Origin of the sequence: Streptomyces sp. NPDC052043 (assembly GCF_044548235.1) — a bacterium.
GTDB lineage: Bacteria > Actinomycetota > Actinomycetes > Streptomycetales > Streptomycetaceae > Streptomyces.
This window is the reverse complement of the sequence record NZ_JBIUBT010000009.1, coordinates 173,775-198,842: the sequence shown is the minus strand read 5'-3', so window position 1 is coordinate 198,842 and position 25,068 is coordinate 173,775. Positions and strand designations below refer to the sequence as shown.

Annotated in this window: 22 protein-coding genes; 11 read left to right on the top strand and 11 right to left on the bottom strand. The window is 71.5% G+C overall.

The features are described from left to right. Positions 1-42 precede the first annotated feature (42 nt). On the top strand, positions 43-1,596 hold the full coding sequence (locus ACIHCX_RS23255) for an MFS transporter (RefSeq protein WP_400032402.1): 1,554 nt from the start codon (positions 43-45) through the stop codon (positions 1,594-1,596). 100 nt (positions 1,597-1,696) lie between these two features. On the opposite strand, the gene ACIHCX_RS23250 is transcribed toward ACIHCX_RS23255, so the two are convergent. Continuing rightward, entirely contained in the window at positions 1,697-2,230 is a 534-nt protein-coding gene (locus tag ACIHCX_RS23250; protein WP_400032400.1) for a MarR family winged helix-turn-helix transcriptional regulator, read from the bottom strand. Between the two features lie 105 nt (positions 2,231-2,335). Between ACIHCX_RS23250 and ACIHCX_RS23245 the strand changes: the two genes are divergently transcribed. Continuing rightward, positions 2,336-3,127: a dioxygenase gene (locus ACIHCX_RS23245; RefSeq protein ID WP_400032398.1), complete on the top strand. Its 792-nt coding sequence runs from the start codon at positions 2,336-2,338 to the stop codon at positions 3,125-3,127. Between the two features lie 469 nt (positions 3,128-3,596). Continuing rightward, positions 3,597-4,595: an RNA polymerase sigma factor RpoD/SigA gene (locus ACIHCX_RS23240; protein ID WP_400032396.1), complete on the top strand. Its 999-nt coding sequence runs from the start codon at positions 3,597-3,599 to the stop codon at positions 4,593-4,595. Positions 4,596-4,865: 270 nt separating this feature from the next. Here the strand turns inward: ACIHCX_RS23240 and ACIHCX_RS23235 are convergent, their stop codons facing one another. Then, a complete protein-coding gene (locus ACIHCX_RS23235; protein ID WP_400032394.1) occupies positions 4,866-5,900 on the bottom strand; it encodes a helix-turn-helix transcriptional regulator in 1,035 nt (344 codons plus the stop codon). A 62-nt stretch (positions 5,901-5,962) separates the two neighbouring features. Here ACIHCX_RS23235 and ACIHCX_RS23230 point away from each other — a divergent pair, with 62 nt between their 5' ends. The 5 genes from ACIHCX_RS23230 to ACIHCX_RS23210 all read left to right on the top strand — a co-directional run bounded on the left by ACIHCX_RS23230 (position 5,963) and on the right by ACIHCX_RS23210 (position 12,197). Then, complete coding sequence (locus ACIHCX_RS23230; protein ID WP_400032392.1) at positions 5,963-7,504, top strand: MFS transporter; 1,542 nt, start codon at positions 5,963-5,965, stop codon at positions 7,502-7,504. Positions 7,505-7,676: 172 nt separating this feature from the next. Continuing rightward, positions 7,677-8,438, top strand: a complete 762-nt coding sequence (locus tag ACIHCX_RS23225; RefSeq protein WP_400032390.1) for a DeoR/GlpR family DNA-binding transcription regulator — start codon at positions 7,677-7,679, stop codon at positions 8,436-8,438. Continuing rightward, positions 8,435-9,376 carry a 1-phosphofructokinase gene (gene pfkB, locus ACIHCX_RS23220; RefSeq protein WP_400032388.1) on the top strand — a complete coding sequence of 314 codons (942 nt, stop codon included), beginning with the start codon at positions 8,435-8,437 and terminating at the stop codon, positions 9,374-9,376. The genes ACIHCX_RS23225 and pfkB overlap by 4 nt, the downstream gene beginning before the upstream one ends. A gap of 141 nt (positions 9,377-9,517) precedes the next feature. Next, the gene (locus ACIHCX_RS23215; RefSeq protein ID WP_400032386.1) at positions 9,518-11,797 is read left to right on the top strand and encodes a fructose-specific PTS transporter subunit EIIC; all 2,280 of its coding nucleotides are present in this window, start codon (positions 9,518-9,520) and stop codon (positions 11,795-11,797) included. A gap of 145 nt (positions 11,798-11,942) precedes the next feature. After that, positions 11,943-12,197 carry a hypothetical protein gene (locus ACIHCX_RS23210; protein WP_400032384.1) on the top strand — a complete coding sequence of 85 codons (255 nt, stop codon included), beginning with the start codon at positions 11,943-11,945 and terminating at the stop codon, positions 12,195-12,197. Between the two features lie 59 nt (positions 12,198-12,256). Here the strand turns inward: ACIHCX_RS23210 and ACIHCX_RS23205 are convergent, their stop codons facing one another. Both ACIHCX_RS23205 and ACIHCX_RS23200 read right to left on the bottom strand, forming a co-directional pair. Beyond that, positions 12,257-13,003, bottom strand: a complete 747-nt coding sequence (locus tag ACIHCX_RS23205) for a DUF6227 family protein (RefSeq protein ID WP_400032382.1) — start codon at positions 13,001-13,003, stop codon at positions 12,257-12,259. A gap of 206 nt (positions 13,004-13,209) precedes the next feature. Beyond that, entirely contained in the window at positions 13,210-14,238 is a 1,029-nt protein-coding gene (locus ACIHCX_RS23200; protein ID WP_400032380.1) for a P1 family peptidase, read from the bottom strand. 133 nt (positions 14,239-14,371) lie between these two features. On the opposite strand from ACIHCX_RS23200, the gene ACIHCX_RS23195 reads away from it, so the two are divergent. After that, a complete protein-coding gene (locus ACIHCX_RS23195; RefSeq protein ID WP_400032379.1) occupies positions 14,372-14,578 on the top strand; it encodes a hypothetical protein in 207 nt (68 codons plus the stop codon). A gap of 28 nt (positions 14,579-14,606) precedes the next feature. Here ACIHCX_RS23195 and mscL read toward each other — a convergent pair whose 3' ends face one another. The 6 genes from mscL to ACIHCX_RS23165 all read right to left on the bottom strand — a co-directional run bounded on the left by mscL (position 14,607) and on the right by ACIHCX_RS23165 (position 20,262). Beyond that, complete coding sequence (gene mscL, locus ACIHCX_RS23190; protein ID WP_400032378.1) at positions 14,607-15,065, bottom strand: large conductance mechanosensitive channel protein MscL; 459 nt, start codon at positions 15,063-15,065, stop codon at positions 14,607-14,609. 63 nt (positions 15,066-15,128) lie between these two features. After that, complete coding sequence (locus ACIHCX_RS23185) at positions 15,129-15,788, bottom strand: hypothetical protein (RefSeq protein ID WP_400032376.1); 660 nt, start codon at positions 15,786-15,788, stop codon at positions 15,129-15,131. Between the two features lie 135 nt (positions 15,789-15,923). After that, positions 15,924-16,757, bottom strand: coding sequence for an S-methyl-5'-thioadenosine phosphorylase (locus ACIHCX_RS23180; protein WP_400032374.1), 834 nt, complete (start codon positions 16,755-16,757; stop codon positions 15,924-15,926). A gap of 100 nt (positions 16,758-16,857) precedes the next feature. Beyond that, positions 16,858-17,184 (bottom strand): FmdB family zinc ribbon protein, encoded by a 327-nt coding sequence (locus tag ACIHCX_RS23175; protein ID WP_400032372.1) that lies wholly within the window; start codon positions 17,182-17,184, stop codon positions 16,858-16,860. A 67-nt stretch (positions 17,185-17,251) separates the two neighbouring features. Further along, complete coding sequence (locus tag ACIHCX_RS23170) at positions 17,252-18,547, bottom strand: MFS transporter (RefSeq protein WP_400032370.1); 1,296 nt, start codon at positions 18,545-18,547, stop codon at positions 17,252-17,254. Between the two features lie 203 nt (positions 18,548-18,750). Then, a complete protein-coding gene (locus ACIHCX_RS23165; RefSeq protein WP_400032743.1) occupies positions 18,751-20,262 on the bottom strand; it encodes a potassium/proton antiporter in 1,512 nt (503 codons plus the stop codon). A gap of 215 nt (positions 20,263-20,477) precedes the next feature. Here ACIHCX_RS23165 and ACIHCX_RS23160 point away from each other — a divergent pair, with 215 nt between their 5' ends. Continuing rightward, complete coding sequence (locus tag ACIHCX_RS23160; protein WP_400032368.1) at positions 20,478-23,327, top strand: penicillin acylase family protein; 2,850 nt, start codon at positions 20,478-20,480, stop codon at positions 23,325-23,327. Positions 23,328-23,422: 95 nt separating this feature from the next. Here the strand turns inward: ACIHCX_RS23160 and ACIHCX_RS23155 are convergent, their stop codons facing one another. After that, complete coding sequence (locus tag ACIHCX_RS23155) at positions 23,423-24,037, bottom strand: 5-formyltetrahydrofolate cyclo-ligase (RefSeq protein WP_400032366.1); 615 nt, start codon at positions 24,035-24,037, stop codon at positions 23,423-23,425. Positions 24,038-24,140: 103 nt separating this feature from the next. On the opposite strand from ACIHCX_RS23155, the gene galU reads away from it, so the two are divergent. Further along, the gene (gene galU, locus ACIHCX_RS23150; RefSeq protein WP_400032364.1) at positions 24,141-25,067 is read left to right on the top strand and encodes a UTP--glucose-1-phosphate uridylyltransferase GalU; all 927 of its coding nucleotides are present in this window, start codon (positions 24,141-24,143) and stop codon (positions 25,065-25,067) included. Position 25,068 lies beyond the last annotated feature (1 nt).

Sequence of the window (25,068 nt, the reverse complement as noted above, 5' to 3'; positions counted from 1 at the left end):
CACGGTCTCTTTCCGTCACAAAGTCCCGAAGTGGGTACCCCCATGTCTGAAACAGCCGCAAAGGCTCCCGGCGTTCTGGAGAAGTCCGGCGATCCGGGCCGCTGGAGGGCGCTCGTCTTCATCGCGCTCGCCCAGCTGATGGTCGTGCTGGACGCGACCATCGTGAACATCGCCCTGCCCTCCGCCCAGCGCGACCTGGGCATCTCCGACGGCAACCGGCAGTGGGTCGTCACGGCCTACGCCCTCGCCTTCGGCGGACTGCTGCTCTTCGGCGGCCGGATCGCCGACCTGTGGGGCCGCAAGCGGGCCTTCGTGACCGGTCTGACCGGCTTCGCGGCGGCCTCCGCGCTCGGCGGCGCGGCCACGACCGGCGCGATGATGTTCGGCGCCCGCGCGCTCCAGGGCGTCTTCGGCGCGCTGCTCGCGCCCGCCGCGCTCTCCCTGCTCGCGGTGACGTTCACCGACGCCAAGGAGCGGGCCAAGGCCTTCGGCATCTACGGCGCGATCGCCGGTGGCGGTGGCGCCGTCGGCCTGATCCTGGGCGGCTTCCTCACCGAGTACCTGGACTGGCGCTGGACGTTCTTCGTGAACATCCCGTTCGCCGTCGTCGCCGCGGCCGGCGCCTACTTCGTCGTCCGTGAGCCGTCCGGCGGCCGCAACCGCTCCTCGCTCGACGTCCCGGGCGTGGTGCTGTCCACCCTCGGCCTGGTCGCCCTGGTGTACGGCTTCACCCGCGCCGAGTCCGAGGGCTGGAGCGACACCCTGACCGTCTCGATGTTCGTCGCGTCCGCCGTCCTGCTGGTGGCCTTCGCGCTGGTCGAGTCGCGGGTGAAGGCCCCGCTGCTGCCGCTGCGCGTGGTCACCGACCGCAACCGCGGCGGGATCTACCTGTCGCTGGGCCTGGCGGTCATCGGGATGTTCGGCCTGTTCCTCTTCCTGACGTACTACCTCCAGGTCGTGCGGGGGTACACGCCGGTGCGGACCGGCTTCGCCTTCCTTCCGATGGTCGCGGGCATGATCACCGGATCCACCCAGATCGGCGCCCGCCTGATGACCCGGGTGCCGGCGCGGCTGCTGATGGGCCCCGGCTTCCTGGTCGCCGCCACCGGCATGCTGCTGCTGACCCAGCTGGACCTCGGCTCCTCCTACGCCGCCCTGCTGCTGCCCGCGATGCTGCTGCTCGGCCTTGGCATGGGTACGGCGTTCATGCCGGCCATGTCCCTGGCCACGCAGGGTGTCCAGCCGCGGGACGCGGGGGTCGCCTCCGCGATGGTCAACACCTCGCAGCAGGTGGGCGGCGCCATCGGCACGGCCCTGCTGAACACGATCGCGGCCTCGGCCACGACCTCGTACGTCAAGGACCACCTCGCGGGTGCTGCCACCAGGCCCCAGCAGCAGCTGGTGCAGTTGCAGGGCATGGTGCACGGCTACACCAGCGCCGTCTGGTTCGCCGTCGGCATCCTGGTCGCGGCCGCCGTGATCGCCCTGACCCTCGTCGACGCGGGCCGTCCGGGCGGTACCAAGGTGACCGGGTCCGAGGCCGGCACGGGCACGGGCGCGAAGGACGAGACGGCGGTGCCGGTCATCGCCCACTGACACGCCCACCGGGCGGCCCGTCGCTCGGCTCAGTACCTCAGCCTCACTCGGCTCCGTCCCGCAGCCTCTGTACCTCGGCCCTGCACCTCAGCTCCGCTTCTCAGCGGAGCCAGGGAAGGTCCGCACCCGCTTCGTTCGGCTGAAGTCCCTCGGCGATGATCTGCATGATCTCGCCGAGGGACTTCTGCTGTGCCGGGCTGAGCCGCTCGAAGAGCGCCTGGCGTACGGCGGTCACATGGCCCGGCGCGGTGCGGCGCAACACCTGAAGGCCCTGATCGGTCAGGACCGCGAACTGGCCGCGCTTGTCGGAGGGGCAGTCCTCGCGGCTCACCCAACCGCTCTTCTCCAGACGGGCGATCGCGTGGGAGAGCCGGGAACGGGTGATCTTGGCGTCCATGGCCAGCTCGGTCATCCGCAGCCGGTGCTGTGGGGCCTCGGCGAGCTTGACGAGGAGGCCGTAGTAGATGTGCGGCATGCCCGCGTCGCGCTGGAGCTGACGGTCGAGGTGGTCCTCGAGCAGGGTGGTGGCGTGCAGATAGGAACGCCAGACGCGCTGCTCCTCGGCGGTGAGCCAGCGGTGACCGTCGGCCTCGGCGGGGGCGGGCTCGGGGGCGGAAGCAGGTGGCGTGTTCATACGTCCACTGTACGAGCTGCTTCTTGAAACTTAAACAAACCCGGCGTAATCTCGGTAGGGAGCTTTAGGTTTCAAGCATTCTCTACCTCGCAGGGAGTCGCCGCCATGTCCGCCGCCGCTCGGGAGCGCATGCCCGCCCTCTACCTCAGCCACGGTGCCCCGCCGCTCGCGGACGACCCGGTCTGGCCCGGTCAGCTCGCCGCCTGGTCCGCCGAGCTGCCCCGCCCCAAGGCGATCCTCGTCGTCTCCGCCCACTGGGAGGAAGCCCCGCTGGCCCTCGGTGCCATCGAGACGGTTCCCCTGGTCTACGACTTCTGGGGCTTCCCCGAGCACTACTACCGGGTGCGGTACGAGGCCCCCGGCGCACCCGAACTCGCCGAGAGCGTACGGAAGTTGCTGCGCGCACCCGGAATGCCCGTGCAGGACGTGCCGGACCGCGGCCTCGACCACGGCGCCTACGTCCCGCTCGTCGAGATGTTCCCCGCGGCCGACATCCCCGTGCTCCAGGTCTCCATGCCGACCCTCGACCCGGTCAGGCTCATGGACATCGGCCGCCGGCTGGCACCGCTGCGCGACGAGGGTGTGCTCATCGTCGGCTCCGGCTTCTTCACCCACAACCTGGCCGCCCTGCGGCACACCGGGGGCGGGGTCCCGAGCTGGTCCGCGGAGTTCGACGACTGGGGCAGGCGTGCCCTGGAGACCCGCGACTGGGACGCCCTGCTGGACTTCCTCGACAAGGCCCCGGCCGGCCGCTACGCCCACCCGCGCACCGAGCACTTCGCCCCGCTGTTCGTGACCATGGGCGCGGCGGAGGCCGGTGGCGAGCTGGGCGCGCAGAGGTCCGTGATCGACGGCTTCTGGATGGGCCTGGCCAAGCGCTCGGTGCAGTTCGGCTGAGGCATGTGCGCCCCCGCCGCGTAAGACGAGGGTGTGGAGAGTCTTGGATTTTCGCGAGAGTCCGGGCGCGCGGCAACTTTCCGGCGGCGCGATTCGTCCATCAGGGTGGAAGGCAGTCGAAGGGGACGCTCTTCCCGAAGTGGCGCCATCGGTGTGAGCGGAGTCTCGCATCCGGGGCGACCGGCGGGGTCCGTGAGAGATCCGGGAAGCCCTCGGCGCCACCCTGACCTGCGGTTCCGCGACCGTCGACGGCGACGTTCGGCGACTGCGGCGAGACAGGGTACTGCATGATCAGAAAATTGGAGGGGCGGGTTGGGAATTCTGTCCGGATTCCAGTCGTTGTTTCCATCGGATGCCGGGCACCCGAGGAGAGTTCCCAAGCAGGTGCCAAGCATCTGAAGGACCACCCGCTGACCCTCCCCCAGAGCCTTGACGGCCTGGGGGGACCCCCATTCGCAAGGGAGCACGCATGGCAACCCGTGCCGTCGCCCGTCGTAAGTCCGCCTCCGGCGAGACGACCGACGCGGCAAGCAGTGTTCGCGCCCATGGCGGCGAGATCGCCGATCGCGACCTGGTCGGCATGTATCTCGACGAGATAGCGCGTACACCGCTGCTCGACGCCGCCAAGGAGGTCGAGCTGTCCCAGATCATCGAAGCGGGTGTGTTCGCGCGGCAGATTCTCGACGGGCACGAGGAGACGAAGACGGAGGGCACCGACGAGGAGCTCCAGGCCCTGGTCGACCAGGGGGAGCGGGCCAAGGACGTCTTCATCCGTTCCAACCTGCGCCTGGTCGTGGCGGTCGCCCGGCGGTACCCGCGCAGTGGCCTGCCCCTGCTGGACCTGATCCAGGAGGGCAACGCGGGCCTGGTGCGCGCGGTGGAGAAGTTCGACTACCGCAAGGGCTTCAAGTTCTCGACGTACGCCACCTGGTGGATCCGCCAGGCGATCACGCGCTCGATAGCCGACCAGTCGCGCACGATCCGTCTGCCCGTCCACCTCGTGGAGGAGCTGGGCCGCATCCGCCGCGTCCAGCGTGAGTTCAACCGGGAGCACGGCCGTGACCCGGAGCCCGCGGAGATCGCCGAGGACCTCGGCTCGACGCCCGAGCGCGTCTCGGACGTCCTCGACTGGGCCCGTGACCCGGTCTCGCTGAACATGTCGGTGGACGACGAGGGCGAGACCCAGTTCGGGGACCTGCTGGAGGACACTTCCGCGGTCTCGCCCGAGCAGTCGGTCATGACGCTGCTCCGCAGTGAGGAACTCGACGACCTCATCGGCCGCCTCGACCAGCGCACGGCCTCCATCATCAAGATGCGGTACGGCATAGAGGACGGCCGCGAGCGTACGCTCACCGAGGTCGGCAAGGAGCACGGCCTGACGCGTGAACGCATCCGCCAGATCGAGAAGCACGCGCTGCTCGAGCTGAAGAAGCTGGCCCGCGACACCGGCTTCGACGCCGCGGCGTGAGACCGGGCGCGTAAGCCTGTCGGTGTATCGGGCGACCGCGTACGCCGGGTGGCGAAAGGCCGCGCAAACATGGCCGTGTACCGCCGCTTCAAGCGGCGGGGGCACGGGAACAACCCTTCAGGATCCAGGAGTTCGGATCCCGGACGGGCCCCTCCCGGACGGGCTCCAAAGTCCAGAGCCACGTCCCGACGCACTCCCCCCCGGCGCCGGGACTTCCCCAGAGCCGGGTTCCGGCGCCCCTCCCCCCGGGGTGCCGGAACCCGGCTCCACCTACGGAACCTCCCCCGGAAGGCCGGTTACGACCGCCGATCCGCCCTCCGTCCACTTCTCGCCGCCTCCGTCGGCCCCGCCGGCCCGCGTCAACCGTGCCCCCAACTGCCGTACGCACCACACGAGTTCCTCGGGTTCCAGCACCGTGAACTCGCAGTCCAGCATCGCCAGCCGCACCGCGAGCCACTCCACCTTGTCGCCGACCGCGGCCCGCAGCCGGCAGCCGCCCGCGTCGAGCGGCTCCGGTGCGCCGAGCCACGAGGGCAGTCGCGCCGCGACCACCTCGACCGGTTCGGCGAAGGCCACCGTGAACGTGTAGGTCTCCTGCCGGCGGTACATCGACTGCCGGAGGTACTCGGCCGCGCTTCCGGTCGGCAACTCCCGCGGAGCGAACCGCGCACCGGTGGCGAGGGGCTCGCTCACCCGGTCCACGCGGAACGTCCGCCAGTCCGCTCGGTCCAGGTCGTACGCCACGAGGTACCAGCGCCGACCGGTCGACACGAGCCGGTACGGCTCGGTCAGCCGACGCGACGCGGCCCCGTCGCCGGCCCGGTAGGCGAACCGCAGCCGCTCGTGCCCCGCCACCGCGGAGGCCATGACGGTGAGCGTCTCCGGCGCGACGCTCGCCGCGTCTCCGCCGGTCAGCGGCGTCGTCGCGGCCTGAAGCGTGGAGACGCGGTGCCGCAGCCGGGCCGGCAGCACCTGCTCCAGCTTCGCCAGCGCCCGCACCGACGCCTCGTCCACGCCCTCGATCGCGTGCCCGGCCCCGGCGCGCAGCCCGACCGCGATCGCCACGGCCTCCTCGTCGTCGAGTACGAGGGGAGGCATGGCCTTCCCGGCGACCAGCCGGTAGCCGCCGTCCGACCCCTTGGTCGCCTGCACCGGATAGCCCAGCTCGCGCAGCCGGTCGATGTCCCGCCGGACGGTGCGCCGGGACACCCCGAGCCGTTCGGCGAGTTCACCGCCGGGCCACTCCCGAGGCGTCTGGAGGAGAGAGAGGAGCTGGAGGAGCCGGGCCGGTGTGTCCGTCGTCATACATCCGAGCATGCCGCAAAAGTAGGACATGATCTGGCCTAATGCCTGCCTAGGTTGCCGTCATGTCCTCCACCGAAACCCCCACCGACGGCACGGTCCGGACCGCCGACCGCCGTCGTTGGTTCGCACTGGCGATCGTGATGACCGCGGCCTTCATGGACCTCGTGGACGTCACGATCGTCAACATCGCGATTCCGTCCATCCAGCAGGACGCCGGCGCGTCCTTCAGTCAGATCCAGTGGATCACCGCCGGATACGCCCTCGCCTTTGCGGCCGGTCTGATCACCGGCGGCCGGCTCGGCGACATCCACGGCCGCAAGCGGCTGTTCCTCCTCGGCATCGGCGGCTTCACCCTCGCCTCCGCGCTGTGCGGCTTCGCCGCGAACCCCGAGATGCTGGTCGCCGCCCGCATCCTGCAAGGCGTCATGGCCGCGATGATGGTCCCGCAGGTGCTGTCGATCGTGCACGCCACCTTCCCGGCGCACGAACGCGGCAAGGTCTTCGGCCTGTTCGGTGCGATCGTCGGCCTGGGCGCGGTCTCCGGCCCGCTGCTCGGCGCGCTGCTGACCGAGTGGAACCTGTTCGGTCTGGAATGGCGGCCGATCTTCCTGATCAACCTGCCCGTCGGTGCCCTGGCCCTCGTCCTCGGCAACCGTTTCATCAGCGAGTCCAAGGCCCCTCGGGCCCTGAAGCTCGACCTCGTCGGGGTCGCCCTGGTCACCCTGGGGCTGCTGATGCTGCTCTACCCGCTGACCCGGGGTCGCGAGCTGGGCTGGCCGCTGTGGGGGTACGCCTCGATGGTGGGCGCGCTCGTGGTCTTCGCGGCGCTGGTGGCGTACGAGCGGAGCAAGGCGGCGCGGGACGGTTCGCCGCTCGTCGAGCTGTCGTTGTTCCGGGTGAAGAGCTTCGCCGCGGGCATCGCGGTGCAGACCGTCTTCGGAGTCGCGCTGGGCGTGTTCTTCCTGGTCTGGACGCTGTACATGCAGGTAGGCCTGGGCTGGAGCCCGCTGCGTGCGGGCCTGACGGGCGTCCCGTTCTCGATCGCCGTGTCCGTCGCGGCCGGGATGTCCGTGCAGAAGCTGGTCCCGCGCTTCGGCCGCAAGGTGCTCCAGACGGGCGCCCTGGTGATGGCGGCCGGTGTCCTGCTGTACATCGGGGAGTCCGAGCGGTACGGCCTGCGCATCGCCCCCTGGCAGATGGCGCTCCCGCTGGTCGTGATGGGCCTGGGCATGGGCCTGATCGTGGCGCCGCTGACCGACGCGGTGCTCTCCGAGGTCCCGCGTGAGCACGCGGGTTCGGCGTCCGGACTGATCAACACCGTGCAGCAGATGGGCAACGCGCTGGGACTCGGCCTGGTGTCGGTGGTGTTCTTCGGGGTCATCGGCGACCGTCTGACCCCGGCCGAGGTGGGTCCGGCCTTCGTCAACGGCTTCCAGCACGCGCTGGTGTGGGTGGCGGCGGTGCTGGGCGTCATCTTCGTCCTGATGTCGGCCCTGCCCAAGTGGCCGGGCCAGCCGGCGGAGGGCGCCGAGGAGACAGCCGAGGAGGCCGGGGAACGGGCCGTGGCGGCGGAGCCGGAGCGGGCGGACGAACTGGTGGGCTGACCCGTACCCGTACCCGTACCCGTACCTGTACCTGGACCTGCACCCGGACCCAACTGGACCGGAAGTCCGTTCATACCCGGTTTCATGCCCGAACCTGTTTACTTCCTCGACATCCCGGCGTAGCCTCCGAGGGGAAACCACAAGTTCGGGCATCAGGCGGAGGCGAACAGACATGTACGCACCGGAGCGGCAGCAGGAGATCCTCCGGCTCGCCCGGGACGGCGGCCGCGTGGACGTCGTGTCGCTCGCCGAGGAGTTCCAGGTGACGGCGGAGACGATCCGCCGCGACCTGAAGGCCCTCGACCGCGCGGGCCTGCTGCGCAGGGTGCACGGCGGCGCCATCCCGGCCGGCCGTCTCGACTTCGAGCCGGACCTCACCGAGCGCGAGTCCACCGCGGCCGACGAGAAGGACCGCATCGCCAAGGCGGCCCTGGCCGAAGTGCCGGCCGAGGGCACGCTGATCCTCGACGCCGGTACGACGGTGGCCCGCATGGCCGCCGCCCTGCCCCTGGAGGCCTCGCTCACCGTCGTCACCCACTCCCTGCCGATCGCGGCCCGCCTCGCGGACCATCCCGGTCTCCAGCTCCACCTCGTGGGCGGGCGTGTGCGCAACCGCACGCGCGCCGCGGTGGACGCCTGGGCGCTGCGGGCCTACGGCGAGATCCGCGCCGACGTGCTGTTCGTCGCCGCCAACGGCTTCTCCGCCGAACACGGCCTGACCACCCCCGACCTCGCCGAGGCCGCGGTGAAGCGCGCGGCGATCGCCGCCGCCCGCCGTGTGGTGCTGCTCGCCGACTCCGCCAAGCACGGCCAGGAGCACTTCGCCCGCTTCGGCACTCTGAACGACGTGGACCTGCTGATCACCGACAGCGGATTGAGTACCGAGGACGCGGCCGCCATCGAGCGCGGCGGCACGGAAGTAGTACGCGCATGATCGTCACCGTCACCCCCAACCCCTCCCTGGACCGCACCTACGAGGTCCCCTCGCTCGAGCGCGGCCGGGTCGTCCGGGCCACCGGTGAGCGCATGGACCCGGGCGGCAAGGGCGTGAACGTCTCGCGCGCCGTCGCGGCCGCCGGCCGGCGCACGGTCGCCGTCCTGCCCCTGGGCGGCGCGCCGGGCGCGCTCGTCGCGGACCTGCTCGACGCGCAGGGCATCGACGTCGCACCGGTGCCGGTCGCCGGGGCCACCCGCTCGAACATCGCGCTCGCCGAGGCCGACGGCGTCCTGACGAAGATCAACGCACCGGGTCCGGAACTCTCCGCCGAGGAGCAGGAGTCGCTGCTGGAGACCGTGCGGCGGCAGTCGCGCGGCGCCGACTGGATCGCGTGCTGCGGCAGCCTGCCGCGCGGACTCGCGCCGTCCTGGTACGCCGACCTGGTCGCACGGGCACACGAGGCCGGCGCACGCATCGCGCTGGACACCTCCGGGCCCGCGCTGCTGGAAGCGCTGCGCGAGGGTCCGGACCTGGTCAAGCCCAACGCCGCGGAGCTCGCCGAGGCCGTCGGGCGCTCCCTGGCGACGGTCGGCGACGCGGTGAAGGCGGCCGAGGAACTGCGCGGACTCGGCGCGCGCACCGTGCTCGCGAGCCTGGGCGCCGACGGGCAACTGCTCGTGGACGACGCGGGCGCCTGGTTCGGCAGCGCACGCGTGGACGCCGTCCGCAGCAACGTCGGCGCCGGGGACTCCTCCCTCGCCGGGTTCCTGATCGCCGGCGGCACCGGCCCGGAGGCCCTGGCGCTCGCCGTCGCACACGGCGCGGCCGCCGTCCAGCTGCCGGGCAGCCTGATGCCGACACCCGCCGACCTGGACCCGGCGGCGGTGACGGTCACCGCGGACGTGCCGGTGGACCGCGCCCTGACGGAGCCGTGACATGACCCCGCGCCCGCCCCGCAGCCGGTGCCGTACGACGCCTCCGGCCGCCCGCACCCCCCACGACTCCCCCCGCACTGCCCCCGTCCCCACCCCCGCCCACCTCACTGACCGGGCGATACGCGCGCTAAGGAGCCCGCGATGAGCGACATGATCACCGCGGACCTGGTCGATCTCGACCTGTCCGCCGACACCAAGCAAGCGGCGGCGCGCTCCCTCGCCGAGCGGATGGTGGCCCTGGGCCGGGTGACCGACCTGGAGGGCTTCCTCGCCGACGTGGCCGCCCGCGAGGCGCAGATGCCGACCGGCCTCGACGGCGGCATCGGCATCCCGCACTGCCGCAGCGAGCACGTGGTCGAGCCGACGCTCGCCTTCGGGCGCAGCGCGGCCGGGATCGATTTCGGCGCGACGGACGGCCCCGCCGACCTGATCTTCCTGATCGCGGCCCCGGCCGGCGCGGACGACGCCCACCTGAAGATCCTTTCGTCGCTGGCCCGGCAGTTGATGAACGGCGAGTTCACCTCCGCGCTGCGGGCGGTGGACGACGCGGCGGCCGCTGCCGCGCTCATCCGCGGGGACGAGACCGCGGCCACGGCGGGCACGGCAAAGGGCTCCGCCACGGGCACCAAGGGCGCCGCCGCGACCGCCGAGGGCGCCTTGGCGCAGGCGGCGGGCGCTCCCGAAGACACCGCTGCGACGCCGGGGGCGGCCTCCTCCGGCGCCGCGGCGGGCGGTAGGGCCCCGGTGCCGGACGCGAGCGCGAACCCCACGGGCGCGGCGGCTCCGGACAGCACCGCCCCGGACGGGTCTGACGCGAAGGAGCCCGAGTCCGCTCCGGAGCCGGGCGTCGCGCCGGGAGCCGCCGACGCGCCCAGCGCTGCCGCCGCTCCCGCCGCTGCCGTCGCTTCCGGCGAGCGGCCGTTCCGGATCGTCGCCGTCACCTCCTGCCCCACCGGTATCGCGCACACCTACATGGCGGCCGAGTCGCTGGAGAACGCCGGCCGCGAGGCGGGCGTCGAGGTCGTCGTCGAGACCCAGGGTTCGGCCGGCTTCACCCGGCTCGACCCGGCGGTGATCGCGGCGGCCGACGGCGTGATCTTCGCCCATGACGTCCCCGTACGCGACAAGGACCGCTTCACCGGGAAGCCGGTCGTCGACGTCGGGGTGAAGGCGGGCATCAACCGGCCCGGCGAGCTGATCACCGAGGTCCGCGCCAAGGCCGCCCGCGAGGAGGCGACCGCGGCGCCGGCGCCGGGCGCAACGCCGGTCGAGCGGGCCGGCGAGGCGGGCGAGGGCTACGGTACGAAGCTGCGCAAGTGGCTCATGTCCGGCGTCAGTTACATGGTTCCCTTCGTCGCCGCGGGCGGTCTGCTGATCGCCCTCGGGTTCGCGATCGGCGGCTACGAGATCAACAAGGCGCCGTCGGTGATGGACCACTTCGTCTGGACCCAGGCCGACAGTTGGGCCGCCCTGCTGTTCCAGATCGGCGGTGTGGCCTTCGCCTTCCTCGTCCCCGTGCTGGCCGGCTACATCGCCTACGGCATGGCGGACCGCCCCGGACTCGTCCCCGGCTTCGTCGGCGGCTCGATCGCGCTCACCATCAACGCCGGTTTCCTCGGCGGCCTGGCGGCCGGTCTGATCGCCGGTGGTGTGGTGATGGCGATCCAGAAGGTGCGCATCCCGGCGGCCCTGCGCGGCATCATGCCGGTGGTGGTGATCCCGCTGATCTCCTCGGCGGTCGTCGGGTTCCTGATGTTCGTGGTCATCGGCAAGCCCATCGCCACCGCGCAGAAGGGCATGACCGACTGGCTGAACGGGCTGACCGGCACCAACGCCGTCCTGCTCGGCGCGCTGCTCGGCCTGATGATGTGCTTCGACCTCGGCGGTCCGGTCAACAAGGTCGCCTACACCTTCGCCACCGCCGGTATCGCGGTCTCCAACCCCAGCGACTCCGCGATGAAGATCATGGCCGCGGTGATGGCGGCCGGTATGGTCCCGCCACTGGCGATGGCCCTGGCCACGACCGTGCGCGGCAAGCTGTTCACCCGCACCGAGCGGGAGAACGGCAAGGCCGCCTGGGTCCTGGGCGCCTCCTTCATCTCCGAGGGCGCCATCCCGTTCGCGGCGGCCGACCCGCTGCGCGTCATCCCGTCGTCGATGGTCGGCGGCGCGCTCACCGGCGCCCTGTCGATGGTCTTCGGTGCCACGCTCCGTGCCCCGCACGGCGGCATCTTCGTGGTCCCGCTGATCGGCAACCCGTTCCTTTACCTGATCGCCATCGCGGCGGGCGTGTGTGTGACCACCGCCCTGGTGGTCGCCCTGAAGGCCCTGCGCAGGCCGGTGCCGGGCGTGGCGGCCGGCGAGGCGGGCGAGGGCGTGGCGGCCGAGCCCGCGGACCGGGAGCAGCCGGTGGCGGCCTGAACCGCCCCTTGCCTCCCTGCCCTCCAGCCCCTGCCCCTGTCTCTCACTGCTTGTCCCTTTGGTGCGCTGTGAGTTGTTCACGGCACCTGCGAGATACGTCACGGTCCGGGGTCAAAGTCCCGGACCGTGGTGTCTACTGGAACACATGCCTGATCATGTCTCGACCCTGATGTGGATCGGTGTGGCCGTCCCCGCCGCACTGACCACCGCCTGCCTGATCGGCCTCGCCCGCATCCGACGCGGCATCCGCCTCGAGACCGCTCGGCAGCAGTCCGCCCCGAGGCTGGCGGGCCTTCCGCTCCAGCGCGGGGCCGGCCCCGGCCGGGAGTTCGTCGAACTGACCCCGGAGGAGAAGGCCGCCTTCGCGGGCCTGGTGCGTCGACTCGGCAACGGCCGCTGAGGCCCGCCCGGCATACGGGAACGTGACGACAGGCCCCCAGGGCCTGTTCGCAACAGGCCCTACGGCATCAGGGCCGCGCGCCGTTCCATCGCGCTGCGGGCGGCGTCCTCCGTCGCGTACACCTCGCACATGTGGCGGCCGTCGGGGGTCGCCGTGTGCTCGACCTCCCACAGCGAGATCTCCACACCCCCGTCCAGCAGGAACGCGTGCTCGTAGAGCGAGAAGCACAGCCCCGCGCGGCCCGCGCGGCAGGGGCGGCCGAAGGCCTGGGTGATCCGGTGACCGGATGCCGTCGCCAGCAGGGACGCGACGTCCGCGCCCGGCCGGTCGGCGTTCTCCGCGCGCCGCAGCAGACGGCGTGCGTGGTCGGCCGAGTCGTCGGACGCGTACGCGTGCCGGGCCCGGGGCGGCGGTGAGAGCTGGACCAGAACCGGCAGCTCGAACTCCGGCGCGTCCGGCGGGAGCGGCAGCCGGGCGGTGGCGGTGCTCAGCTCCTCCTCGTCGTCGTACACCTCGTGCTGCACCTCGCTGCCCGGCGCCGTGTTGTGCACCAGCTCCCAGAGGGTGAGCGCCGATCCGTCGGCCAGCAGCCAGGTGTGCCGGTAGGTCTCCCGGTGCAGCCCGGCGCTGTGGTGCGCGGAGTGCAGTGAACCGTCATAGGCCAGGGCGCAGTCGAGCCGTCGTATCGTCTCGTCGGGTAACTCGAAGGAGTTCAGGGCGCGGCCGAGGAGTCGCGCGAGGTGCTCCTCCGGAGACTCGGGCGACTCGCGTGGCTCGTACGCAGTCGTCTCGTACGGAACGCTCAAGGTTTCTCCCGGCGTTGCTGCATGTCACCTTGTGGGTGCATACCGTAGCCCCTCGGTCGAGCATCATGTCCGCGAACCGAGAAAACGTCCACGAGGAAAACGGCCGACCCGCGCGAGAAGTTCCCGCGCGAACCGCTGTCCCGTCAAAATCCGCTGGTCAAGCGCGCGTTGTGCAGCCGGAGCCGGGCGGTGGGCGCGGTGACAGGTCAACGGGCGCCGTACAGCTCCTCGTAGGCCGGCCACTCTCCGCCCGGTCCGGCCACCGTCTCGGCGGCCCGTACCGCGCGGACGATCGCGCGGGTCACCTGGTCCGCGCCTGCCGCGAGGATCTCGTTCAGGGCGAGCGGGGAACCGGGGTCGAGCGGACGCGCCCCCGTGGCCAGAGCGAACACCGTGTCGCCGTCGTTGAGCAGGTGCACCGGACGTACGGCGCGCGCGATGCCGTCGTGCGCCGTGCCGGCCAGCTTCTGCGCCTGCGCCTTGGTCAGGTCCGCGTCGGTGGCGACCACCGCCAGGGTGGTGTTCAGCGGGGGCGGCGCGTTGCGCGCGGCGGCCTCCGTGAGGCGCCGCCGCGCGGCCTCGTGCACCCGCGCGTCGGGACACTCCACCCGTCCCTGGAACAACTCCCCGTACAGCACCCCCGTTTCCGGCTCGACCGCCGACCCCACCGCGTTGGCCACCACCAGCGCGGCCACCGTGACACCCGAATCGAGCACCGTGCTCGCCGTGCCGACCCCACCCTTGAGCGGTCCCACGGCCGCTCCGGTTCCGGCGCCCACACACCCCTCGGGCACCCGCCCGCCCACCTCGCTCGCCGCGGCGGCCTCGACCGCGGCGCGCCCGGTGGCCGCGTCCGGCCGGGCCCGGAAGTCACCGCCGCGCCCCAGGTCGAACACGCAGGCAGCGGGTACGACCGGCACGACGTGCGAAGGGTCGGGCCCGACGCGGACCCCGCGCCCCCGTTCCTCCAGCCAGGCCATCACCCCTGAGGCGGCGTCCAGCCCGTAGGCGCTGCCGCCGGTCAGGACGACCGCCTCCACCGTCCGCACCAGGTTGCGCGGATCCAGCGCGTCGGTCTCCTTGGTTCCGGGGCCGCCGCCGCGCACCTCCACGGCGGCCACGGCGCCGCCCTCCGGTGCGAGCACGACCGTCGTGCCGGTGAGCCAACCGCCGTCCGTGCGCGTCGCATGTCCCACCCGCACGCCTTCGACGTCCGTCAGAGCGTCCACTGTCATGGGGGCCAGTCTCCGGGGTGCGGCGGGACCACGGGTCTCTCACGGGTCCCTTCATGCGTCATGGGTCTGCCTGTGCGGAGGACGGAACTGCGTGCAACTTCACGCCGCCTGCCGCGGACCGTACCCTTGAGGCATGAGTACCACCCCCGAGTCCGCCCCCGAGTCGATCCCCGAGTCCGCCCCCGAACCGCGCGACCCGAAGGCCGCGCTGATCTTCGACGACCCGCTGAACCAGCAGTCCACGGACGACACCGACCGCGGGTGGGGCGAGCGCACGGACGGCGACGCCGCCGCCGATCTCAAGCGCTTCCTGGACGAGAAGCCGCCTCACCACCTCTGAGGCGCACGGGCCCGCCGGACCGCGAACGCTACTGCTCGCCGTATTCGGAACGGCGCCGGGCGACCAGCTCGTCGCGGATCTCCTTGAGCACCTCCAGCTCGGTCACCTCCACCACCTCCTGCGTGCCCTCCGTGGCCTTCTTCCGCTCCTCTTGGCGGGCCAGGAACTTCGCCATGGGCAGGACCATCAGGAAGTAGACCACCGCGGCGGTTATCAGGAACTGGAGAGCGGCGCCGAGGACCGAACCCCACATGATCCGGATGCCCTGATCGCCGTCGCAGGCGGTGCTCAGGCACGAGCTGTAATGGTCGAGGTTCTTGGTTCCGATCGCTCCGACGACCGGACTGATCACCCCCTTCACCACCGCGTTGACGATGTTGGTGAAGGCGGCGCCGACGACCACCGCCACTGCCAGATCGACGACGTTCCCGCGCATCAGGAAGGCTTTGAAGCCCTGCCAGAGACTCGGGTCCTTCTTGTCGCTCACCTGCGGGCCCTCCTTGGACAAGCAACTGCAACGTGCGGAACGAACAGCTCCGCAACCTACGTCTCACCAGAGGGTCACCGCCAGCCTGGCCGTGGCGCTCGCCCCCGCCAGCCCCGCCGCGGTGGAGCGCGGCACCGACAGCGCGACCAGCGCCCCGCTCCCGACCACGTCGTCCACGGGCTCCGGGATCCTGGCCACCCGGACTCCGTGTGCGACCACCCGGGCCTGCCCGCCCGTCGCCGGATCCTCCGCCGCGATCACGTCGACCCGGTCGCCGGGGCGCAGCAGCCGGACCGTGGCCGCGTCCGCGATGCGCACGGGCACGATCACCGTGCGCAGCTCATCCGCATCGCGGCGCCCGGCGGCCCGGTCGGCCCGGTCGGTCCGGTCGGCTCTGTCGGCCGGCGCGGGCTGTCCGCCGGCCGCTCCGCCGCCCGGCGGGTCCGGAGCGTCCTGTGGGCCCGCCGCCACGAGCGCGGCCGCGGTGACGGCGAGCCCGGCCGCCACCGCGCGCCCCCGGTGCCGTACGAGCCGGCGCAGTCCGTACCTCCCGCCGCGCACGCGCACCGGCGCGAAGTGCGGTACCTCACACGTGGCCGGGGCATCCGCACCGGGCGCGTACGGAGAGAACCGCGTGAGGGACGCCTGGGGAGCGAGGGGAGCAGGGGGAGCAGGGACGGCAGAGGGCGCCAGGAAAGGGGAGGACGAAGACGGCACGGACATGCGGACCACCACCAGCGACGGGGAATTTCGGCTTGCCACGCCCACGATGAGGCATCGCGCCGCCGCCCGCCGGAGCCCGTGTGCTACCCGCCGGTTGTGGACAACTCCCTCACCCGAAGGAGTAGTTCCGCCCCGCTACGGCAGCGCGAACCCCGGGTCCATCCCGCCCAGCGCACCGGCGCACAGGCAGTCCCGCTGCTCGGTCGAGGGCAGCGCGGCCACCGCGTCGAACAGAACGCCCCGCAGTCGCGCCACGTTGGCCGCGAACACCCGCAGCACCTCCTCGTGCGAGACGCCCTCGCCGGTCTCCGCGCCCGCGTCCAGGTCGGTGACCAGCGTCAGCGAGGTGTAGCAGAGCTCCAGTTCACGGGCGAGCGCCGCCTCGGGGTGGCCGGTCATGCCCACCACCGACCAGCCCTGTGCCTGGTGCCACAACGACTCGGCCCGGGTCGAGAAGCGGGGCCCCTCCACCACGACGAGGGTGCCGCCATCCACCGCCTCCCAGTCCTGCCCGCGTGCCGCCTTCAGCGCGGCCGTGCGGCCCACCGGGCAGTACGGGTCGGCCATCGAGACGTGCACGACGTTCGGCACCGTGCCGTCGGGGCGCGGCAGCCCGTCGAAGTAGGTCTGCGCCCGGGACTTCGTACGGTCGACGAACTGGTCGGGCACCAGCAGCGTGCCCGGCCCGTACTCGGGGCGCAGCCCGCCCACCGCGCAGGGCCCGAGCACCTGGCGCACGCCCACGGAGCGCAGCGCCCACAGGTTGGCCCGGTAGTTGATGCGGTGCGGCGGGAGGTGGTGACCCCGGCCGTGCCGGGGCAGGAAGGCGACCCGCCGGCCGGCGACCTCACCGAGGAAGAGGGAGTCGCTGGGCGCCCCGTACGGCGTGTCCACCTGGACCTCGGTCACGTCCTCGAGGAACGAGTAGAAGCCGGAACCGCCGATGACACCGATCTCTGCGTTCGCCATGACCAGCACACTAGCGCCCGCTCGCACGCGGAGAACCCCTGCCCGCACACACGCCGAGGACCCCACCGTCCCACGACGGAGGGGTCCCGGAAGAAAGGCGTCAGGCGGCCGAGCTCGTGGACGTCGAGGACGACCCCGACGACGACGAACCGGAGGACGAGGACGAGCCGGAGGACGACCCGGACGACGAGGACGAGGACGAGGAGCTCGACGACTTCGACGACGACGCCGGGCTGCTGCTCGACGAGGAGCCGCGGCTGTCGTTGCGGTAGAAGCCGGATCCCTTGAAGACAATGCCGACCGCGGAGAACACCTTCTTCAGGCGGCCACCGCAACCGGGGCACTCGGTGAGCGCGTCGTCGGTGAACTTCTGCACCGCCTCGAGGCCCTCGCCGCACTCGGTGCACTGGTACTGATAGGTGGGCACTGTCTTCCTCCTGGCACTCTCACTCGATGAGTGCTAACGACGGTCCATAGTGACGTATTCCCGAGGATCAGTCCACTGTCACGTGGGCGCGGTGACCGACGCCACGTGCGACCTCGCGGCTCTGCGGCCGGGCCGCGAGCCGCGACCTGAGCGCCACCAGGGTGAGAAACGCGAGCACCGTGCCCGCCATCGGCACCAGGAAGCCGGCGCCGCCCCACAGACGGTCCTCCATCTGTCCGGCGACGGTGACCGCCGCCGCCTGGCCGAGCGCGACCGCGCCCGTGAGCCAGGTGAACGCCTCGGTGCGGGCGCCGGCCGGGACCAGGCTCTCCACCAGGGTGTAGCCGGTGATCAGGGCGGGGGCGATGCACATGCCCACCAGGAGGCCGAGCGCCGCAAGGAGCGGAACCGAGTGCGCGGTCCACAGCGCGGACGCGGCCAGCGCCAGGGCGGTGTAGCCGACGAGGAGGCGGTGCTGCGGGGCGGTTTTCCAGGCGATGGCGCCGCAGACGACGCCGGAGAGCATGTTGCCCGCGGCGAAGGTGCCGTACAGCACCCCGTTGAGGCCGGGCGACCCGATCGACTCGGTGAACGCGGCCAGCGAGACCTGCATGCCGCCGAAGACCGATCCGATGCCCAGGAAGGTGGCGATCAGCACCCGCACCCCGGGGATGCGCAGGGCGGAGACGTGCTCCACGCGCGCGTGCCCGCGGTCGCCGACGGACGGCTGGGTGCGCTTCTGCGCGGCGAACAGCAGGCCGCCGACCAGGGTCAGCCCGGCCTCGGTGACCAGTCCGGCGGCCGGTGCGACCGTCGTGCACAGAGCGGTCGCCAGGAGGGGGCCGACGACGAACGTCAGCTCGTCGGTGACGGACTCGAAGGCGGCCGCGGTGGTCATCAGCGGCGAGTCCTTGAGCGTCACGCCCCAGCGGGCCCGCACCATCGGGCCGACCTGCGGCACCGAGGCGCCCGTCGGCACGGCCGCCGCGAACAGCGCCCACAGGGGGGCGTGCGCCAGGGCGAGCGCGGTCAGGGTCAGCCCTGCCAGGGTGTGCGTCAGAACGCCGGGGACCAGCACCGCGCGCTGCCCGTAGCGGTCGGCGAGACGCCCGCTGTACGGCGCGAACAGTGCCATGGAGACGCCGGTGACGGCGGCGGCGGCGCCGGCCGCGCCGTAGGAGCCGGTGGTGTGCTGCACCAGCAGCACGATGGAGATGGTGAGCATCGCGAACGGCTGGCGCGCGGCGAAACCGGGGAGCAGGAACGTCCAGGCGCCGCGGGTGCGCAGCAGCTGCCCGTATCCCGGGCGAGAGGATTCCGTCGCGGTCCGCGCCGGTTCGGTGTTGGTGACCGTGGATCCCACGGCCCGTGCCTTTCTGCCGCCTGGTAGCGCGGACCCGGGCGTGTGGGCGCGCCGAGAGCTGTCCTCTTGCGCGGACTGCGGTAGATGCCGACGCCCGCTGAGGGGGCTACCCGGCCGCCATACGGTCGCGCCAGCTCTGCGTCAGGCAGAGTTGGTTCGATCAGGGTGCGCCCTCATCGTACAGGGGCGCTGGAAACCCCCTCTCATCCGCGGCTGCCGGCCCCCGCTCCGTCGGCGCCCAGCCAGCCGGCGAGCTTGCCGCCCCGGCCGACCGCGCGCAGGCGCTGTTCGGCCGCCTCCCGGACCGGGTCGGTGGCGACCACGAGGAGTTCGTCGCCGTGCCGCAGGGTGGTGGTCGGCAGCGGCACGAACGACTTGCCCTCGCGGACGACCAGGGTGACCGCTGACCCGGACGGCAGCCGCAGCTCGTTGATCTCCACGCCGTGCATCCGCGACCCGCCGGGGATGACGACGGACAGCAGATGGCCGCGCAGCCGCTCCAGGGGCGCCGACTCGATGCCGAGGTCGGCGGCCTCCTCGCCGGAGCCCAGCCGCAGCTTGCGGGCGAGCCAGGGCAGGGTCGGCCCCTGCACGAGGGTGTAGACGACGACCAGGACGAAGACGATGTTGAAGATGCGGTGGGTGGCGTCGACCCCGTTCACCATGGGGATCGTCGCCAGGATGACGGGCACGGCGCCGCGCAGTCCGGCCCAGGACATCAGGGACTGCTCCTGCCACGGCACCCGGAACGGCAGCAGGCTGGCCACCACGCCCAGCGGGCGCGCGACCACGGTCAGCACCAGTCCGATGACGAGGGCGGGCAGGACGTCGTCGAGCAGTTCGTGCGGGGTGACCAGCAGGCCGAGCATGACGAACATGCCGATCTGGGCGATCCAGCCGAGCCCTTCGGCGAAGCCGCGGGTGGCGGGCCAGTGCGGCAGCTTGGCGTTGCCGAGCAGCACCGACGCGAGGTAGACGGCGAGGAAGCCGCTGCCGTGGGCCAGCGCGCCGGCGGCGTACGCCGTGACGGCGATGGCCATGACGGCGATCGGGTAGAGGCCGGAGGCGGGCAGCGCCACGTGCCGCAGCCCCCAGGAGCCGAGCCAGCCCACCGCCAGGCCGATGGCCGCGCCGATCGCCAGCTCCAGAGCTATCTCGCCGATCAGGACGTACCAGTGCTCGATCGGTCCCGCGGTGGAGAAGGCGACGACCAGGATGACCACTGGGGCGTCGTTGAAGCCGGACTCGGCCTCCAGCGTGCCCTTCACGCGCGCGGGGAGGGGGACCTTGCGCAGCACCGAGAAGACGGCCGCCGCGTCCGTGGAGGACACCACTGCGCCGATGATGAGCGACTGGCGCCATCCCAGGCCGCTGAGGTAGTGGGCGGCGGCCGCGGTGACGCCGACGCTCACGGCGACGCCGACGACGGCCAGGGCGGTGGCGGCCGGAAGGACCGGCTTGATCTCCTTCCACTTCGTACCGAGACCGCCCTCGGCGAGGATCACGACGAGGGCCGCGTAGCCGATGACCTGGGTCAGTTCGGCGTTGGTGAAGCGGACGCCGCCGAGCCCGTCCGAGCCCATGACGACGCCGATCCCCAGGTAGACGAGCAGGCTGGGGAGCCCGCTGCGCGAGGAGACCCGGACCGCTGCGACCGCGACGAGGAGGACGACCGAGCAGGCGAGCAGGAGCTGGTTGAGGTGGTGAACAGTCAGCAGCGGTTCCTTCCGCGAGTTCCCGGTTTACTTCGTTACCTTACCTAACTCTTGACGCTTTCTTGACGCGTCCCGTGACGAGAATGGGGGCGTCTCGCCGCCGCTGGACCCGACTCCGCGTCAAGTGCTACCGGGCCCTGCGCCTATGGTTGCTCCAGCGTTCATTCGAAGTCACAGCCCGACCTGCCGCTCGCGTTAGGACAGCAAGGACAGCGATGCCCCCGAACACCACCGCCTCAAAGGGTGACAAGGCCGGCAAGTCCGGCAGGAAGAAGGGGCGAAAAGCCCGCTTGGCCGTGCTTGTCCTGGTGATGGCTCTCATCGGCGGCACCGCCTACGGCGCCTACTGGTCCGTCAGTACCGTGCGCGCCTCCTTCCCGCAGACCACGGGCACCCTCACGCTGCAGGGCCTGTCGGGGCCCGTCGACGTCAAACGCGACGGCTACGGCATCCCGCAGGTCTACGCCTCCAGCGCGGAGGACCTGTTCATGGCGCAGGGCTTCGTCCAGGCGCAGGACCGGTTCTACGAGATGGACGTGCGCCGGCACATGACGTCCGGGCGCCTGTCGGAGATGTTCGGCAAGGGCCAGCTCAAGAACGACGAGTTCCTGCGCACGCTGGGCTGGGACCGGGTCGCGCAGAAGGAGTACGACAAGACGCTGTCGGCCTCCACGAAGAAGTACCTCCAGGCGTACACCGAGGGCGTCAACGCCTACCTCAAGGGGCGGGCGGCCAAGGACATCTCCCTGGAGTACGCGGCGTTGGGCCTCGCCAACGACTACAAGCCCGGGCCGTGGACGCCGGTCGACTCGATCGCCTGGCTGAAGGCGATGGCCTGGGACCTGCGCGGCAACATGCAGGACGAGATCGACCGGGCCCTGATGACCAGCCGCCTCGGCCCCAAGCAGATCCAGGACCTGTACCCGGACTACCCGTACAGCAGGAACAAGCCGATCGTCAGCGAGGGCCAGTACAGCGAGCTCACTCAGGCGTTCGAAGCGAGCGGCGGCACGTCGGACGCGAGCGGTGGCACCTCCACCGGTACGGGTACCGGCACCGGCACCGGCATCTCGACCGACACGGGCACGGGCATCGCGACCGACCCGACGGGCACGGACGGCGGCGGCACCGCGACGGACGCGTCGGCCACGGGTGACAGCTCCGGTGTGCAGAGCCAGCTGATGGGCCTCTACGACGTCCTGGACGGCCTCCCGACGGCCGTCGGCGTCAACGGCAACGGCATCGGCTCCAACTCCTGGGTCGTCTCCGGGCAGTACACGATCACCGGCAAGCCGCTGCTCGCCAACGACCCGCACCTGTCGGCCTCGCTGCCCTCGGTCTGGTACCAGATGGGCCTGCACTGCCGCGAACTCTCCAAGACGTGCCCGTACGACGTCACCGGCTACACCTTCGCGGGCATGCCCGGTGTGATCATCGGCCACAACCAGGACATCGCCTGGGGCATGACCAACTCCGGCGTCGACGTCACGGACCTGTACCTGGAGAAGCTCAGCGGCAACGGCTACCTGCGCGACAACAAGACGGTGCCGTTCAAGACCCGCGAGGAGACCATCAAGGTCGCTGGCGGCACGTCCAAGACGATCGTCGTGCGCGAGACCGACGACGGAATGCCCCTGCTGTCCGACCGCTCCGACGAACTGAGGACGGTCGGCAGGAAGGCCGCGGTCACCACCGCGGCGCCCGACCGCGGCGACGGCTACGCGATCGCCCTGAAGTGGACGGCGCTGGAGCCGGGCACCACCATGGACGCCGTCTTCGCCATCAACAGCGCGAAGGACTGGAGCTCCTTCCGGTCGGCCGCGGAGCTGTTCGACGTGCCCTCGCAGAACCTGGTCTACGCCGACACCAAGGGCAACATCGGCTACACGCTGCCCGGCCGCATCCCCACGCGCGCGAAGGGCGACGACGGCTCCGTCCCGTCGCCGGGCTGGGACTCCCACTACGACTGGACCGGCTACATCAAGCCGCAGGAACTGCCCTACGAGTACAACCCCAAGCGCGGCTACATCGTCACCGCCAACCAGGCCGTCGTCGACCCGAAGACCTACCCCTACACGCTCACCACGGACTGGGGCTACGGCACCCGCAGCCGGCGGATCACCGACCTGATTCAGCAGAAGATCGACGGCGGCGGCAAGATCTCCACCGACGACATGCGCCAGATGCAGATGGACAACAGCAGCGCGATCGCCAACCTGCTGGTGCCCAAGCTGCTGAACATCGACATCGGCGACAAGGACGTCCGCCAGGCGCAGAAGCTGCTGGAGGGCTGGGACCGCACGCAGGACGCCGACTCGGCCGCCGCCGCGTACTTCAACGCCGTGTGGCGCAACATCCTCAAGCTGTCCTTCGGCAACAAGCTGCCCAAGGAGCTGCGGGTCAAGGGCCAGTGCCTGTGGGTGGAGCCGGCCGGCAACACGGGCCCCGCCGACGAGAACCAGAAGGTCCGCGAGTGCGGTGAGCGCGACGCCGACCAGGCGCAGCCGGACGGCGGCGACCGCTGGTTCGAGGTGGTCCGGGCGCTCGTCGACAAGCCGGACAGCGACTGGTGGAAGACCCCGGCGTCCGGTACCCGCCCGAAGGCGGACAACCGCGACGAGCTGTTCAAGCGCGCGATGATCGACGCCCGCTGGGAGCTGACCGCCAAGCTCGGCAAGGACATCGACACCTGGAGCTGGGGCCGGCTGCACCGCCTGTTCCTGAAGAACCAGACCCTGGGCACCGAGGGACCCGGCGTCCTGAAGTACGTCCTCAACCGCGGGCCCTGGAAGCTGAGCGGTGGCGAGGCCGCGGTCAACGCCTCCGGCTGGAACGCCGCCGGCGGCTACGGGGTGGTGTGGGTGCCGTCGATGCGGATGGTGGTCAACCTCGCCGACCTCGACAAGTCCAAGTGGATCAACCTCAGCGGCGCCTCCGGGCACGCCTTCAGCGCCCACTACACCGACCAGACGGGCAAGTGGGCCAAGGGCGAACTGCTCTCGTGGTCCTTCTCGCCGAACGCGGTCGACAAGAGCACGCGCGACACGCTGGTGCTCAAGCCGTGAGCCGCTGAGGCCACCACGGCGGCGAAGGCCCTCCACGCACGCGTGGAGGGCCTTCGCCGTACCCGGGGCCGTACCCGCGGCCGCAGCCGTGCGCGTCAGGTGAAGCGGCGTACCCCCGAAGGTGTCACCACGGCCTGCACCGGCTGGTCGTGGGGCTCCTCGGGGACGTGCTCGACGACCTCCGTGTCGTACAGCAGGACCACGAGGGCGGGATGCGCCCGCGCCGCCTCCAGGCGGGCCAGGACGCGGTCGTAGGACCCTCCGCCGCGTCCCAGGCGCATCCCGCGCGCGTCGACGGCGAGGCCGGGCAGCAGGACCACGTCGGCGGCCGTCACGGCGTCCGGGCCGAGGCGCTCCCCGGCCGGCTCGAACAGCGCCATCCTCCCGGCGTGCTGCACGCGCGCGAGGGAGCCCTCCCCGGTGTACGCGCCCCAGTCCAGGTCGTTGTCGGGCAGCAGCGCGGGCAGCAGCACACGTGCGCCCCGCGCCCGCAACGCGTCGAGCAACGGAGGGGTTCCCGGTTCGGTGCCCACCGAGACGTACGCGGCGATCGTGCGCGCCCCCGTCAGCTCGGGCAGCTCCAGGGCGCGCTCCGCCAGTGCGTGCGCCGCCTCCCGCACTTCATCCACGGTCAACGTCTTCCTCACCGTGAGGATTTCTCGTCGCAAGGTGCGCTTGGCAGGTTCGGCACCGCGTCCGGTGTGGCTCACTGATCCCTCCGTACCCTTCTTTATGCCGGTATGTCTGCTCATATGAGAGTCAATTAACCGGACAGGCAGATTCCGCGCAAAGGCAGCGGATAAGGTTGCGGCCATGACACAGGCGCACCCCAGGATCAGCAAGGCTGTCATTCCCGCGGCAGGTCTTGGCACCCGGTTCCTGCCGGCCACCAAGGCCACTCCCAAGGAGATGCTGCCGGTCGTCGACAAGCCGGCGATCCAGTACGTGGTCGAGGAGGCCGTCTCCGCGGGTCTCGACGACGTCCTCATGGTGACCGGCCGCAACAAGCGGCCGCTGGAGGACCACTTCGACCGCAACTACGAGCTGGAGTCGGCCCTGGAGAAGAAGGGCGACGGCGAGCGGCTCGCCAAGGTGCAGGAGTCCAGCGACCTCGCGACGATCCACTACGTCCGCCAGGGCGACCCCAGGGGTCTGGGCCACGCCGTGCTCTGCGCGGCCCCGCACGTGGGCAGCGAGCCCTTCGCCGTGCTGCTCGGCGACGACCTGATCGACCCGCGCGACCCGCTGCTCCAGCGGATGATCGACGTCCAGGAGACCTACGGCGGCAGCGTGATCGCCCTCATGGAGGTCGCGCCCGAGCAGATCCACCTCTACGGCTGCGCGGCCGTGGAGGCCACCGGGGACGGCGACGTCGTCCGGGTGACCGGCCTGGTCGAGAAGCCCGACGCGGCGCAGGCACCCTCCAACTACGCGATCATCGGCCGTTACGTCCTCGACCCCCACATCTTCGAGATACTCCGCAAGACCGAGCCCGGCCGCGGCGGCGAGATCCAGCTCACCGACGCCCTTCAGCACCTCGCCGAGGCGTACGCCTCGGCGGCCACCGACGAGCAGCGGGCCGGCGGCCCGGTGCACGGCGTCGTCTTCACGGGCCGCCGCTACGACACCGGTGACCGCGGCGACTATCTGCGTGCCATTGTCAGGCTCGCGTGCGAACGTGAAGACCTGGGCCCGGACTTCAGGGCCTGGCTTCAGCGGTACGTAGCCGAGGAGATGTAAC